Origin of the sequence: Aliagarivorans marinus DSM 23064 (assembly GCF_000429485.1) — a bacterium.
Taxonomy (GTDB): Bacteria; Pseudomonadota; Gammaproteobacteria; order Enterobacterales; family Celerinatantimonadaceae; genus Aliagarivorans; species Aliagarivorans marinus.
In genome coordinates this window covers 313388-328227 of sequence record NZ_KE386909.1, presented here as the reverse complement: position 1 = coordinate 328227, position 14840 = coordinate 313388, and the positions used below count along the sequence as shown (strand labels likewise).

The 14840-nt window shown below is 53.9% G+C and carries 10 protein-coding genes; 6 read left to right on the top strand and 4 right to left on the bottom strand.

The window, feature by feature from the left end:
* Positions 1–49: 49 nt before the first annotated feature.
* From codB to codA, 3 genes are read left to right on the top strand one after another with little or no spacing between them, the layout of a single operon-like run.
* The gene (codB, locus tag G461_RS0121155; RefSeq protein ID WP_026973336.1) at positions 50–1309 is read left to right on the top strand and encodes a cytosine permease; all 1260 of its coding nucleotides are present in this window, start codon (positions 50–52) and stop codon (positions 1307–1309) included.
* 8 nt (positions 1310–1317) lie between these two features.
* Positions 1318–2493, top strand: coding sequence for a PucR family transcriptional regulator (locus G461_RS0121150; protein ID WP_026973335.1), 1176 nt, complete (start codon positions 1318–1320; stop codon positions 2491–2493).
* A 15-nt stretch (positions 2494–2508) separates the two neighbouring features.
* On the top strand, positions 2509–3774 hold the full coding sequence (gene codA / locus G461_RS0121145; protein ID WP_026973334.1) for a cytosine deaminase: 1266 nt from the start codon (positions 2509–2511) through the stop codon (positions 3772–3774).
* 15 nt (positions 3775–3789) lie between these two features.
* Here the strand turns inward: codA and G461_RS0121140 are convergent, their stop codons facing one another.
* Both G461_RS0121140 and G461_RS0121135 read right to left on the bottom strand, forming a co-directional pair.
* Entirely contained in the window at positions 3790–4479 is a 690-nt protein-coding gene (locus G461_RS0121140) for a zinc metallopeptidase (protein ID WP_026973333.1), read from the bottom strand.
* A 393-nt stretch (positions 4480–4872) separates the two neighbouring features.
* Complete coding sequence (locus G461_RS0121135; protein ID WP_084429436.1) at positions 4873–6828, bottom strand: ATP-binding protein; 1956 nt, start codon at positions 6826–6828, stop codon at positions 4873–4875.
* 777 nt (positions 6829–7605) lie between these two features.
* Here G461_RS0121135 and G461_RS0121130 point away from each other — a divergent pair.
* The 3 genes from G461_RS0121130 (at position 7606) to G461_RS0121120 (ending at position 12865) form a co-directional block, all read left to right on the top strand.
* On the top strand, positions 7606–8703 hold the full coding sequence (locus tag G461_RS0121130) for an efflux RND transporter periplasmic adaptor subunit (protein ID WP_026973331.1): 1098 nt from the start codon (positions 7606–7608) through the stop codon (positions 8701–8703).
* Positions 8703–11828 (top strand): efflux RND transporter permease subunit, encoded by a 3126-nt coding sequence (locus G461_RS0121125; RefSeq protein WP_026973330.1) that lies wholly within the window; start codon positions 8703–8705, stop codon positions 11826–11828. Before G461_RS0121130 ends, G461_RS0121125 begins: the two co-directional genes overlap by 1 nt.
* 83 nt (positions 11829–11911) lie before the next feature.
* Positions 11912–12865, top strand: coding sequence for an endonuclease/exonuclease/phosphatase family protein (locus tag G461_RS0121120; protein WP_026973329.1), 954 nt, complete (start codon positions 11912–11914; stop codon positions 12863–12865).
* Positions 12866–12910: 45 nt separating this feature from the next.
* Here G461_RS0121120 and nlpI read toward each other — a convergent pair whose 3' ends face one another.
* Together nlpI and kdsA are read right to left on the bottom strand one after the other, a co-directional pair.
* Entirely contained in the window at positions 12911–13795 is an 885-nt protein-coding gene (gene nlpI / locus G461_RS0121115; protein ID WP_051326900.1) for a lipoprotein NlpI, read from the bottom strand.
* A 186-nt stretch (positions 13796–13981) separates the two neighbouring features.
* Positions 13982–14836, bottom strand: coding sequence for a 3-deoxy-8-phosphooctulonate synthase (gene kdsA / locus G461_RS0121110; protein ID WP_026973328.1), 855 nt, complete (start codon positions 14834–14836; stop codon positions 13982–13984).
* Positions 14837–14840 lie beyond the last annotated feature (4 nt).

Genomic DNA, 14840 nt, shown 5'->3' with positions numbered 1-14840 from the left:
TGACAACTCGCTCTATCGCTTGTCGCCGCAACTAAATGGAGTTAACAACATGAGTCAAACCAACGACTACCCCCTCTCGGCGGTACCGCAGCAGGCCCGCAAGGGCTTCTGGTCCACCGCTGTGGTATTGCTCGGCTTTACCTTTTTCACCTCCACCATGTGGGCAGGTGGCACAATTGGAACCTCGTTTAGCTTTGGCGAGCTGCTGTGGATTATCTTGATTGGCAACCTGTTGCTGGGCAGCTATGCCGCAGGGCTTGGCTATGTGGCATCAAAAACCGGCTTAAACTCGGTATTGCTCGGCCGTTATTGCTTTGGCGAACAGGGCAGCAAGCTGGCTGATTTTGTGTTGGGCTTTACCCAGATTGGTTGGTACGCCTGGGGCACCGCCACCATCGCCATCATCTTGGTGAAGCTGCTGGGCCTGCCAGAGGGCTATACCACCGCCTTGATAGTCTTCTTTGGCTTTGCCTTTTGTGTGACCGCCTTTATCGGCTATCAAGCGTTGGCGCTGCTCTCCAAGGTCTCGGTGCCGGCGATGCTGGCGTTTATCGGTATCTCAATCTACCAAGGCAGTGTCGACATTGGCGGCCTCGCGCAGCTCAGTAATATCGAGCCCACTGACGGTATGGCCTTGTCGGCAGCGATTACCATGGTGTTTGGTACCTTTGTTAGCGGCGGCACCCAAGCCACCAACTGGAGCCGCTTTGCCAAGAGCGGGCGTATCGCGGTGATCGCTACCCTACTGGCCTTCTTTATCGGTAATGGCCTGATGGTGTTTGTCGGCGCCTTTGGCGCGATGATCTACCAGCAAGCCGACATCGTGGATGTTTTGGTAGCCCAAGGCTTTATGCTGGTTGCCGTGCTGATGCTATTCGCCAACATCTGGACCACTCAGGACAACACTATCTACAACTTTGCCGCCGCCGGTTGTAACCTGCTGCGCACCGACAAGCGCCGTACCATCACCATTGCGGGCGCAGGCATTGGCACCTTGCTGGCGGTGTTCGGCATGTACAACATGCTGATCCCCTTCCTTATCTTGCTGGGTACCTTTATCCCGCCGATTGGCGCGATCATCATGGCCGACTTTTGGATTAAGCACCGCGGCAATCCGCCTGCGCTTGAGAGCATTAAGCTGCCGGCCTTCGATGGCTGTGGCTTAAGTGCCTATGCGGTCGGCTCTGCGGCGGCCTACTTCTCTCCATGGATTGCGCCACTGGTGGGGATTGCGGTATCAGCCAGCTTCTATGTGCTACTGCTGTACATCCGCTCTGCTCAACCCGCGGCCAAGCCTTCAGTCAGTTAGGAGTCCCCTTGACCTTACGCGCTCGTGACATCCCTCTTATCGCCGGTTTAGGCAGCATCAAGCTGCTCACCGGCGAGCAGTCCCAACAAGCGATCCGCTGGCCATACTTGGCTGAGAATCGCGAACTGGCGCCTTGGCTGGTAGGTGGTGAGTTGGTGTTCGTCACTGGCATCAATCTACAACGCAGCGAGGCGGAGTATTGCCAGCTTATCGATGAGGCGATGGAGAAATCAGCCGCCGGAATCGTAATCCTGACCGACTCAGAGTTTATCGAGAGCATCCCTGCGAGCGTGCTCGACTATGCCAAGGCTAAGGGTTTTGCGATTCTAGAGCAGCCCTATTCCTTGCCGATGGTGAGGGTGACCGAGCTCATCTGCAACGCCCTGATCCAAGACAACCTCTCCAGCCACTCGCTCCAGCACTTTGCTAGCGAGGTGGTGAACAGCCCCAGCTCACTCTCGGCGCTGTCGCAGCAGCGTGCCCGCGATCTGGGCATCGAGCTTGACCAGCCCATGGCGATAGCCCTAATCCAGCCAGAGCAGCATAGTGAGAGCAAGCTCAGCGCCTGGCTGTTCCAGCTAAAACAGTGGCTACAGGCTGTTCACAGCCCCTACCCGCCGCTGGAATATCACCACGGTTGGTACCTGCTACTGCCGCTAGCAGAACATGATTCTATCGAGCAGCAGCGCAGCCACTGGCAAGGACTGCGCCAGCATCTAAAGTTGCAACAGCTCAGCTTTCACCTCGGGATTAGCGCCAACTTGAGCGGATGGGTCCAGCTCGGACAAGCCGCCCAGCAAGCCAAACAAGCCGCCGAGTTCGCTCAACTGCAGCAACACAACGCGATTGTTCACTACCTCGACTTGGGCATTAGCCGGGTCTTCGCAGCAGTAGAAGACAGCCAACTATTGGTAGACTTTTGCCGCCTGCGATTAGGCCCGTTGTTTGCCAACCAACAATCCGACATCAACCAGCTCAAGCACACCTTGCGCTGCTATTTCGACAACTTGGGCTCGCTCAGACAAACCGCCCAAGAGCTGAATATTCACCGCAACACGCTGCATAACCGTTTGAGCAAGGTACAAGCGCTGACCGGATGCCAGCTCAACCACGCTCAGCAACGCCTAGAGTTGCACAACGCCCTGTTGATGGAGCCCCTCGCCATCCAGCGCCAGCGTAGTTAACGAATAAGGATAATTATGAACATCATTAACGCCCGCCTTCGCGGCCAACCATCGCTCTATAGCCTCACCGTTGAACAAGGCTGCTTTAGCGCCATTGAGCCGCAGAGCGACACGCTAACCGCCACGCCAGAAAGCGACACCATCAGCAACACCATAGACGCCCAAGGCAACCTGCTCAGCGCCCCCTTTGTGGAGCCGCATATTCACTTGGACGCAGTGCTCACCGCCGGCCAACCCAATTGGAACCAAAGCGGCACCTTGTTCGAGGGCATCGAACGCTGGGCCGAGCGCAAGCCCATGCTCACCGCCGAAGATATCGAGCAGCGGGTGCTGAAAACCGTGCAGCTGCTGGTTGAGAACGGCGTGCAATACATCCGCACCCACGTCGACGTAACCGACCCATCGCTCACCGCCCTAAAAACCATCGCCGGTTTAAAGGAAAAGCTCTCTAAAGCGGTCGAGCTGCAAATCGTCGCCTTTCCTCAAGAAGGGATCTGCTCCTTCCCCAACGGTAAGCAGTTGATGGAACAAGCGGTTGAGCATGGCGCCGACGTGATCGGTGGCATTCCCCACTTCGAATACACCCGCGAGTATGGGGTCGAGTCGATGCACTGGGTGGTCGCGCTGGCCAAAAAACATGGCCTGTTGGTTGATGTGCACTGCGACGAAATCGACGACGAAGCCTCGCGCTTTTTAGAGGTGCTCGCCACCGCCGCGCTGGAGCAAGACATGGGCGAGCGCGTCACTGCCAGCCACACCACCGCCATGCATTCGTACAACAACGCCTACTGCTCTAAGCTGTTCCGCTTGCTCAAGAAATCGAAGATCAACTTCGTTTCCTGCCCCACCGAAAGCATTCACCTACAAGGCCGCTTCGACACCTTCCCCAAGCGCCGCGGCATCACCCGCGTCAAAGAGCTACGCGAAGCCGGTATGAACGTGTGCCTGGCCCAAGACTCCATCCAAGACCCGTGGTACACCCTCGGCAATGGCAAGCTGCTGCGAGTACTCGATGCCGGACTGCATATCTGCCATATGATGGGCTACCGCGACCTATCCACCGCACTGGATCTCATCACCCAGAACGGCGCTAAAACCCTGCAAGTCGAAGAACAGTACGGCATCGAAGTCGGCAAACCCGCCAACTTCATTATTCTGCAAGGCAGCGATGATTTGTCAGTGATTCAACAGCAAGGTGAGGTGTTGTATTCGGTGCGTAAGGGGGAGGTGTTGGTGCAGCGCGAACCTGCGTATTTGGTGAAGACTGCAACGTTGAGTTAGGACACAACACAGTCATTATCGACGGAGCACTGCGATCCAACGCCCGAGGTTTAGCAAGCTGGCCAGCGAGGCAGCGACATAGGTCAGCGCCGCTGCTTTGAGGATTTTCTCTGCGTGCACCTGGTCACCATCATGCAGGTAGCCGCCTTCTATCAGGATAGGCAGTGCCTTGCCATAACTGGCATCAAACTCAACCGGGAGGGTCACAAGGTGCACCAGGGTAGCCAGCGCCATAGACGCTGCGCCAATCAGTATCATCAGCCCGCCAGCATGCGGAAGGCGGGTTAGCACCAAGATAAGCGGAGCCGCCACCAGTAATATGCCAGCTAAACGCTCACCGACCATGGCTGCCTTAACCAGTTTCTGCCGCGCTAAAAACAAAGACTCACCTCGCGAGTCCTGGATGGCATGCCCTACCTCATGGGCGGCCACAGTCACGGCTGTTAACGAGTGGCCCGAGTAGTTGTCAGGCGTCAGACGCACCGCCTTGGCAACCGGATCGTAATGATCCCCAACCGCCGTCTCCTCGACGCTAACGCCTTGCAGGCCATAGCGGTCCAGCAAGTGGCGCGCAAGCTCACCACCACTCCCCTGCTCACGGTAACGATCAGCAGGCTGCTTGTACTTGTTCATCACATGCTTGACCCAAAACCCCGGCAGGAAAACGCATAATGTGATGAAGAGAAATAAGATTATCCACAACATGCAAATCAGTATGCCATGAGCAATCGTGCGACGGCTAACGATTCTACATGTAGAGACGGGCAGTGGAAGTTTGCCGATAGTAGCGCAGCGTGAGAGTGCTGCATAACGACAGAAGTACTCAGGTCGGTAGTCGATGGGAGAAACGATATGACATCACTGGGTGCTATCAATTAGCCTATGTGGCTTTTGCCATATCTCAGTTTGCGGTTTGGGCTAATGTCCTCTAGGAGCGATTTCTGGACATTAACCAAATATCATATGTTGGCAGAAATGAGATAGCTCAGAGCTATCGCATTCGTTGTCAATCGTAACTGTTAATAAATAAGCGCATCTGGAGCTGCTGTTTTAAGGTACCATTAACTTGGATCGTCCTCTTTTCAGCTCAGGAAATTGCTAACTCATTGGTAAGCCAAGCTTGTCGAAGAATGCCTTATTGCGCTCTTTCGCCATGTTAACTAAACGGTCAAACGAAATAACTTCGATATATGCTTTAAATCCTTTGTTGTAACCGAAGTAGCCTAGATGGTCATGAGTGACTTGCAGGTCTAGCATCTTACATCTCTTAAGCAAAGATGGAGTGAGGTCAGCAATAACATAGCAATAACCCGGAATGTCACTAGCATGTGGAATAGGACGACCTTGGGGTGTTTTCGTTTCACCATTTCTCACTCGCTCTAGGTATCCAAGTGCTTGCTCAATAGGGTCCTTATCTTCTCCAGCCTTAACATCATTACGCATCGGGCGTTTTACTTCGACCACAGTGATTGAAGCAAGCGGCATCGACTTGTTATCCGATACTAACATTGGATTATCGTAGATTTTCATCGCTAGTAAATCGGGTTCTTTACCGCTGTCAGTATCTACTATAGGCATAGTAGAAAGAGGTTTATCGGATGCTAGATAGTTGTGAAATGCTAGTCGCTCATCAACTAGCCATAGGTTACAAGAGTCTAAGAAGACTTCACTCGAGTCTTTCCTCATCGGCATGATTAGCTCATGGATGATTTCTTCTTTGGCATACTTACCATCAGAAGTACGCTTGATAGACTTTTCTAGTAAATCGATAATCACTTTACGATGCGATACGTAGTTAGCTAGGTCAGACTTTTTCAAGTCTTCTACTTTTTGTAAATAGCTCTGAACACGTTCTTCATACTCTTCCGCTTGCTCATTGCACTTCGGAGTCATGATTTGCTGACCTTCGCACAGTAACTGACGTTCTACTGCATACCACTGCTCATGAAGATGTAACTCAACATCTTTATCAGACTTATCTGGATCAATAATCAGGTCTTTTTCTTCGATGTAGTTGGTAATTGGACGATAACGAGGAGCTTGGGTCACGATGTACTCATCAACTCTACGCTTACCCGCAGAGATATTCTTTTCTAAGACATCTTCTAGGTAAGCCTGTGCTCTCTTAAGAACATCTTCACGAATTACCTTTAGTGAAAGTTCTTGGTCAGCAAAGAGACCATCAAAGCTTTCCGCTATTTCAAATGACGTTCGTTCTGCCCGAACGTTGTCATCCAAGAACTTAGACGATACGTAACAGGTATAAACAAACTCTCCAGAGTCATCAGAAATTTTCTGATAAAGACCAGGAAGTTTGCCTTGAATCCCCTCTTCTTTTACCAAGCGGTTAGCAGCACATAAAGACAGTTGGTGCTTCTTGTTAACCGAAGCCCTAAACTTAATGTGTGTAAGCTCAAACGTCTCACCAATAATTTCAATCTGTTCATGCGCAGCTTGTGAGTGCATGTGAGTATCAAACAACTGATATAGACTGACGGATTCTGAACCATCTTCAACAAAGATCTGAGGCACACCACCTTCACGAACAAAGTACCACAAACAGTGCTCTAGCAACGCATTGGCAATTGTTGCAGTACCTGATGGGACTGCTTTTCTATACGCCTTATCAAAATCATCAAGTGTTATTACAGAGCCAGTTTGATTCTGCCCTGATGACGTAACCTTATCGCCATGTACGCCGTTGCTACTGTTAAATGCGAACTCACGGTGGCTAAAGTTTCCTTGCTCAGAAAAAATGCTTGATACACTTACTTGGTCAAATGCCTTAAGCCACAGTAAGCGACCAACACCACGACACCCTTTATCTATCTTGTGATCAGAGTCTAAGGTCTGGAAGGAGTTAAAGTTTACGTTGTTGAAGCCACAGCCATTGTCTGCGACCTTGAACCCAAGAATAGGCGCACAAGACCCACCACCAATATCCATCTCCTCTTGTGGTTCACGAATAATGGTTAGAGTGATTTTGCCTTGGTCTATGTTGCCTTTTTCTTCAATAGAATGAATAGAATTAACAACCGCTTCAAAAACAGGCATCAAGCCGTGATTCCTTGGCAAAGAGGTATTTCTAAGTCGACCTCTAAGATTCGTGTGCAAGCTCATCGCTAACCTCTTGAATTCAATGCAATAACTTATAATTGGGAAAGCATGTTATTACATAATTGGTTATAGATTAAGTGAAATCCTCAAACTCGCCAGACTTCATTTTCATTTTGGTAGCTAGCTTATCAATAGTAAACTTTATCTAGCTGCCTCAGCTTGAAAACAAGTGTATATGGTAAAATTTATCTGCTATTCCTCGTGCCTTAACTGTTTAATCCTTCATCAATGGTACTAAGGAATACTATCAGAGGGCTGTCTGTTCAAAATAGTAACTGAAAGGTTGTAACTCGTAACGGGGAGATCGCTTCATAGGTCCATGCAGCGATCTCCCCGGTCCCTCTGGGCTGCGACGAGTACCGGAAGCGTAGGGCGGATAAGGTCGAATTGCTGTCTGAGCGAAGCGAGTTCAATTCGGGCCCGCCTGGAGTGCGGAACGCAGTAAGCAAGCAGCCCCGAGGTTGCCTTTCTCTTTGCCTACTTTCTCTTTGGCCAAAGCAAAGAGAAAGTAGGTCGCCGTCAGGGCGAAACGCAGACCAACAACACCAAAGAAAAATAAACCCCAATCCCCCCATCAACACACACAAAACCAAACAGCCAGCACAGCTAACTGCCCACAACTACATGACATTTTCACTTCTTTACAATTCTTGACAGCACCAACCCCGCCACCCAAGTACAATACTCCAGCATTCACTTTAAGCGGTTCAAACTATGTGGTTACGATTTGCCATCCCGCCAGTTCTGGCGCTCTCACTTATTGCCTTACTTTGGTACAACGCCGACTCTGAGGCTGCGCCGCAGCGTCGTCAAGCGCGGGTACTCAATGTGCTGACCGAAGAGGTGCAAAGCCACCAACTCAACCAGCAGCTCAACCTGATCGGCACGCTTGATGCGGCCCGTTCGGTGGAGATTGCCGCTGAGGTGAATGCCAAGGTCGAAGCGCTGCCGCTCACATCGAATCAGAGCGCCCAAAAAGGCGAGCTGTTGATTCAGTTGGATGCCACCAAGGCGATGGCTCAGCTCAATGAGGCGCGCGCCTTCCACCAAGACGAACAACGTAAGCTGGGGGAATACCAGTTGCTGCTAAGCCGTAAAGCGATCTCGCAAGCGGAATATGATGCCCAAAAAGCCGCAACTGATATTGCCCTGGCGCGTTTGGATGTAGCTCAAGCCGAGCTTGAAGACTATAGCCTGCGTGCGCCCTTCGATGGCGTGATTGGCCTGATTGATATCAGCGAAGGCAGCTTGGTTAATGCCAACCAAGGGCTGCTGAGCTTCGATGACCTGTCCAAACTGCACCTCGACCTCAACGTCCCCGAGCGCTACCTGAGCCAACTACATATCGGTATGCCGATTCAGGCTACCAGCAGTGCATGGCCAGGCCGCCACTTTAGCGGCGAGCTGCAAGCCATCGACCCACGCGTCGACAGCGACAGCCTGAACCTGCGCGTACGTATTGCCTTTGATAACCCAGAGCAGCTTCTCAAACCGGGTATGCTGCTCTCTGCTACGCTGGCGCTCCCCACCGCCGAGCAACCGATGGTGCCGGTGCAAGCAATTGAGTACTCGGGTACCCGCCGCTATGTGTATGTGATTGACCAGCAGCAGACTGCGTTACGCACCGAGGTGGAACTGGGCCAGCGGATTGACAACGCGGTACTTATTCAACAAGGCCTGCAAGGCGGCGAGCGGATTGTGGTGCAAGGCTTGGTGAATATCCGTGATGGCGCGAAGGTCGACGACTTGGCACTAGCCGCTGAAGGCGAGCCAAGCGAGCGCCAACGCCCAGCACAAGGAGCGCGAGGCTAATGCTGCTTTCCGATATTTCGGTTAAACGCCCGGTTGTTGCCATCGTACTCAGCCTGCTGCTGTGTGTGTTTGGCTTGGTCTCGTTTAGCCAACTGCCGGTTCGGGAGATGCCCGATGTGGAAAACCCGGTGGTCACCATTACCACCCGCTACAGCGGCGTGGCCGCGAGCATTATCGACAGCCAGATCACCTCGGTGATTGAAGATCAGCTCACCGGTATCTCCGGCATCGATAAGCTAGAGTCCACCTCTCGCCCCGGTATGTCGCGCACCACCGTGACCTTTGAGATGGATTATCCGCTGACCGAGGGCCTGAGCGATGTACGTGACGCGGTCGCGCGGGCGCAGAACCGCCTGCCGGATCAAGCCGACAACCCCGTGGTGTCCAAAGACAACGGCAGCGGTGAGCCCTCGATTTACCTGAACCTCAACTCCACCCTACTCGATCGCCAGGAGCTGACCGATTACGCCAACCGTATCCTGATTGACCGCTTAAGTCTGGTCAGCGGGGTCAGCTCGGTGGAGCTAAGCGGCGCGCTTAACCAAGTGATGTATGTGGAGCTGGACCCCATCCAGATGGCTGGCCGAGGCATTACCCCTAGCGATATCGTCAGCGCCCTGAATCGCGAGAACATCGAGCAGCCCGGTGGCGAGATCCGCAACGACGCTACCTCGATGTCGGTGCGTACCGATCGCCTGTACAACCAAAGCGTCGACTTTGAATACCTGCAGATTAATAACGATGGCCGCCAACCGATCTACCTGCGCGATGTAGCGCGGATCTTTGTCGGTGCCGAGAACGAGAACTCCACCTACAAAAGCGATGGCATCCTTAACTTAAGTTTGGGGATCGTTACCCAGCTCGACGCCAACCCGCTGGATGTGGCCAAAGACATCACCCAAGAGGTGGAGAACTTCCAAGAGTTCCTGCCTGCGGGCACTGAGCTGTACATCGATTACGACTCCACGGTGTTTATCGAACAGGCGGTGACCGAGGTCTATCAAACCCTGGCGATGACCGGCGCACTGGTGGTGCTAATCCTCTATGTCTTCTTGGGCCAAGCGCGCATCACCCTGATCCCGGCGGTCACCGTGCCGGTATCACTGATTGCCGCCTTTATCGCCGCGCAAAGCTTTGGCTTCTCGGTCAACCTTATTACCTTAATGGCGCTGATTCTGGCGATTGGTTTGGTGGTGGACGATGCCATCGTAGTGGTGGAGAACATCTATCACCATATCGAGCAGGGCCAGCCGCCGCTGCTGGCCGCCTACTACGGCACCCGCGAGGTGGGCTTTGCAGTAATTGCCACCACCTTAGTGCTGGTGATGGTGTTCCTGCCGATTGCCTACATGGATGGCATGGTGGGTAAGATCTTTACCGAGTTTGCCGTATTGCTCTCGGTGGCGGTGCTGTTCTCCTCACTGATAGCGCTTACCCTCACACCGGTGCTGGGCAGCAAGCTGCTGAAAGGCAAATCGCGCCCCAACCCCATCACGTCGGCGGTGGACAAAGCCTTCGCCTGGCTGCTACCGCGCTACCAGCGTCTGCTGCGTTGGGTGATTGGCTGGAAGACCCTGGCGCCGAGTATTCTGGTGCTGTGCATCGTGGGAAGTGCCTATCTGGCGCAGCAAGTCCCCGCCCAGCTGGCCCCGGAAGAAGACCGCGGCGTGGTGTTTATCTTTGTAAAAGGCGCCGAGGGTACCTCTTACGATCGTATGAACCACAATATGGAAGCGGTGGAGCAGCGGCTGATGCCACTACTTGGCCAAGGGGTTATCCGCTCGTTCAATATGCAGGCGCCCGCCTTTGGTGGCCGCGCCGGCGATAACACCGGCTTTATCATTGTGCAGCTGGAGGATTGGACTCAGCGCACCATGAGCGCCCAACAAGCCATGGCGATGCTGAACAAGCAGCTCACCGGCATGCCGGATATCTTCTTTAGGGTATTGCCACCGGGCTTTCGAGGTGGCTCCAGCGAGGCGATCCAGTTTGTATTGGGCGGACCAGACTACAGCCGGATCAACGAGTGGGCGGAGAAGCTGATGCTGGAGGCCGAGCAGCTACCAGCCATTGAAAGCCTGGAGCTAAGCTATTCCGAGAAAACCCCCGAGTTGGTAGTGAGTATCGACCGTGCCCGCGCCGCCGAGCTGGGGGTAAGTATTAGCGAAGTCTCCACCACCTTAGAGGTGATGCTGGGCGGTCGCACCGAGACCACCTATGTGGACCGCGGCGAGGAGTACGATGTGTACCTGCGCGGCTCGGAGCGCAACTTCAACAACGCCAATGACCTGAGCAAGATCTACCTGCGCGCCAACAACGGCACCCTGCTGACCTTAGACAGCGTTGCCCAAGTAGAAGAAGTGGCCAGCTCGCGCCGCCTTGAGCGCCTTAACAAACAGCGGGCAATCACCCTAAAAGGCAATGTGGCCAGCGGTCATACCCTAGGTCAAGCGCTGGATGGCTTGGAAGCACTGGCCGTGGAGATGCTGCCCAACGATATCAGCATCGACTACAACGGCGAGTCCAAGGACTTCCGTGATAATCAGAGCAACACCGTATTGGTGTTTGGCTTAGCACTACTGGTGGCTTACTTGGTATTGGCAGCCCAGTTCGAGAGCTTTATCAACCCACTGGTGGTGATGTTCACCGTACCGATGGGGCTGCTCGGTGGCCTGGCCGGGTTGATGATTATGGGCGAGAGCCTGAATATCTACAGCCAGATCGGCATGCTAATGCTGATCGGCATGGTGACCAAGAACGGCATCTTGATTGTGGAATACGCCAACCAGTTGCGCGACCGTGGTATCGACTTTAATGAGGCGATTGTGCAAGCTTCATCGCGCCGCCTGCGGCCGATTCTGATGACCGCCTTTACCACCATCGCCGGTTCGATCCCGCTGCTGCTCAGCACCGGTGCAGGCGCAGAGAGCCGGATGGCAGTGGGTGTGGTTATCCTGTTCGGTATGGCCTTCTCCACCGTGGTGACCTTGGTGGTGATCCCAGCTATCTACCAACTGCTGGCACGCCATACCCATAGCCCGGGCTTTGTGAGTGAGCAATTGGCAAAGCTGCATTCTCAACAAGAGCAGCCTAAACACGATCGGCCATCACCAGCGATGGATTAACAGCAAGCGCGTTTTGCTATAGAGTTTGAAAGGTGGCTGATGGCCACCTTTTTGTTTCTCTGAGCGATGTTAAGGATAACGCTATGCTCAAGCTGCTTGCGCGCCTCGCCATGTCTGGTTCGGTGCTGATTGCACTACTGATTCTGATTCAAGGCTGGCTGCCCGATCTGCTGCCCGGCATCGTGATTAGCTATGCGCTGGTCTATGGCCCGCGCTGGATTTGGCTGCTACCAGCACTATTGGCGCTGCTGCTGATTGTCAAACTCAAGCCGCCGGCACGTATTCTTAGCGTGTTGAGTCTGGCGGTGATTATCCGCTTTCAGGACCTACAGCTTTCCTTTCCCAGCCCCGGCTCTCCGCAGCTGCGGGTGATCACCTTTAATGCCGGTCAAGGCTCCTTCGCACCCTTCCTTAAAGACTTGGTGGACTGGCATGATGCCGATGTGGTGCTGCTGCAAGAAGCCGGAGAAAGCTTTACCAAGCGCGCCTTTGGCGATGAGTGGTTCACCCACTGCCATTTCTGGAAGTGTGTGGCCAGCCGCTACCCGCTAGAGCACACCGGCTTGCTGCACCTTAATGCCGAGGCAGAATGGGGCCACTTTGCCGCGATGTACCAGATCCAATGGCAAGACCAGATAGTTAATCTTGCCAACGTTCACCTGGCCACCCCGCGCCCGGTGTTGGAGACCCTGCTAAACCTCAGCCCCGACCCACAGATGGCCAGCTCACACCACGAGAAGCGCCGCCTGCAAGCCTCGTTTCTATCAAGTTGGGCCAAGCAGAATCAGCCTGTGATTGTCGGTGGTGATTTTAATATGAGCGAGCAAGACCCGCTGTATGGCGAATTCTTTAGCGGCTTTGGCAATGCCATCGACCAAGCCGGCAGTGCGGTGAACTATACCAAGTACACCTCATGGCACGGCACGCGTATCGATCATGTATTGTTCGGCGAAGATTTTCGCGCCAATCAGGCAGAGGCCTTAGAGGAAATTGGTGGCGACCACCGGGCGGTGCTCGCCGCGTTGAGTTTGCAATAGCTTGAAAAAAGCCTCCGAACGAGGAGGCTATTCAGTGATGAACCTTCAGCCAGCGTTTTCCAGCAGGTTTTGCTCGTAGCGGTACAGCTCCAACAGCGCTAAGCGATGCTCAACAAAGTCGAACACATTATTGGCCAGTGACAGCTTGAAGTAGCTGGCCGCCAAATCATACTGCTGGGCACGTTGCGCTTGCTTGGCCAAGTAGAAGTAGGCTTCACACAGGCGCTCTGCCAACTGGCGGTTGTCGCCGCCCATCATCGCTGCCAGCTCCAAGAACTCGGTTTGGGTTAGCTCACCGGCGTACATCGCCACAATCTGCCAGCCCCAGTCGTCGGTTTGGAAGGCGCGCAGGCTGCTTTGTAGCTGCTCTAAGGCCGCCGCATCATCCACATCACGGTGAATCAGATAGCGCCATAGCACCCGGTAGGGGTCGCCGAGGTCTTGCTCAGCGTAGGTGTCGATATCGGTCAGGGCCAGTTGCGGTTTCATCGCATAGCTCAGCGCGACCGAGCGATAGAAGTAGGCAAAGCCGTAATCGGGGTAAAGCTCGATGGCCGAATCAAAAGATTCAAAGGCCGACTCGAAGTCTTCTTGCAAGATAAAGTAGACACCGAGGAAGTTATACACCTCGGCAAAGTCGGGCTTAAGCTGCAGGGCGCGATTAAAATCGAGCCGCGCCAGTGAGCGCAGACCGACCCGGTCAAACACCAGCGCGCGCTCGTAGTAAAGCTGAGCGGTTTCCTCCTGGTCATACTCGCCCGAGTTGAGCATCTGGCCCAGTCGCGCCAGCGCCACTTCCGATTGCTGATTAACCTGCAGAGGCGTTGCGAGTACCACCGGCGGAGATTCTTCTTGTCCAGTTAATGTACAGCCTGCTAGCCCCAGCATGACCAAGGCAATGAACAGCCCTTTAAATGGAAGTTGATACATATATCTCCGCTAAATCCCTAAAAGCTTGAATGGTCTTGGCACTACCCTAGCAAGAGCAAGGGCGAAGTGGAACACCCACTTCGCCCCTGACCAAGTAAAATAGCGCTTTTGTTAGTTTGGACCGGATTGAGCCGACCAGCCGTCTCTTGATGCAGCCACTCGCCTCGACAGCGATCCTATGCGCGTTTAATAGTTTGCCGTGTCCAGATCGTCGAAGGACTTCACCATATCGTCCAGTGCTTTGATCTGCTTAAGGAAGGGCTCCAACTTGCTCAGTGGCAGCGCACTTGGGCCGTCACACTTGGCGTTATCTGGGTCTGGGTGAGCTTCCAAGAACAGACCTGCCAAGCCAGTCGCCATACCGGCGCGGGCCAGATCCACCACCTGATCACGGCGGCCACCCGAGGCCGCACCCAGCGGATCGCGACACTGCAGCGCGTGGGTCACATCGAAGATAACTGGCGCGCCGCCGCTTACTTTCTTCATTACGCCCATACCCAGCATGTCTACCACCAGGTTGTCGTAGCCGAAGTTTGTTCCGCGATCACACAGGATGATCTGGTCATTACCGCACTCTTTGAACTTATCCACGATATTGCCCATTTGGTGCGGGCTTAAGAACTGTGGCTTTTTCACGTTGATAACTGCGCCGGTGCGCGCCATCGCTTCCACCAGATCAGTTTGACGCGCCAAGAAGGCAGGCAACTGAATCACATCAACCACCTCGGCCACTGGAGCGGCTTGGGCAACTTCGTGTACGTCGGTGATGATTGGCATGCCGAAGGTGGCTTTCAGCTCTTCGAAGATCTTCATGCCCTCTTCCAGGCCCGGGCCACGGTATGAGTGGATCGACGAACGGTTAGCTTTGTCGAACGAGGCCTTGAATACGTAGGGGATGCCCAGTTTGTTGGTAACTTCCACATAGTGCTCGGCAATCTGCATCGCCAGATCGCGCGACTCCAGCACGTTCATGCCAGCGAACAGGGTAAAAGGGGCATCGTTGGCGACCTTGATGTCGCCAATAGTAATGACTTGCTGCATAGCT

Excerpts from the sequence above, each read along its gene's own strand:
- G461_RS0121125 (WP_026973330.1), top strand. The coding sequence starts at position 8,703 with ATGCTGCTTTCCGATATTTCGGTTAAACGCCCGGTTGTTGCCATCGTA.
- nlpI (WP_051326900.1), bottom strand. The coding sequence starts at position 13,795 with ATGTATCAACTTCCATTTAAAGGGCTGTTCATTGCCTTGGTCATGCTG.
- codB (WP_026973336.1), top strand. The coding sequence starts at position 50 with ATGAGTCAAACCAACGACTACCCCCTCTCGGCGGTACCGCAGCAGGCC.
- codA (WP_026973334.1), top strand. The coding sequence starts at position 2,509 with ATGAACATCATTAACGCCCGCCTTCGCGGCCAACCATCGCTCTATAGC.
- G461_RS0121140 (WP_026973333.1), bottom strand. The coding sequence starts at position 4,479 with ATGTTGTGGATAATCTTATTTCTCTTCATCACATTATGCGTTTTCCTG.
- kdsA (WP_026973328.1), bottom strand. The coding sequence starts at position 14,836 with ATGCAGCAAGTCATTACTATTGGCGACATCAAGGTCGCCAACGATGCC.
- G461_RS0121130 (WP_026973331.1), top strand. The coding sequence starts at position 7,606 with ATGTGGTTACGATTTGCCATCCCGCCAGTTCTGGCGCTCTCACTTATT.
- G461_RS0121120 (WP_026973329.1), top strand. The coding sequence starts at position 11,912 with ATGCTCAAGCTGCTTGCGCGCCTCGCCATGTCTGGTTCGGTGCTGATT.
- G461_RS0121135 (WP_084429436.1), bottom strand. The coding sequence starts at position 6,828 with ATGCCTGTTTTTGAAGCGGTTGTTAATTCTATTCATTCTATTGAAGAA.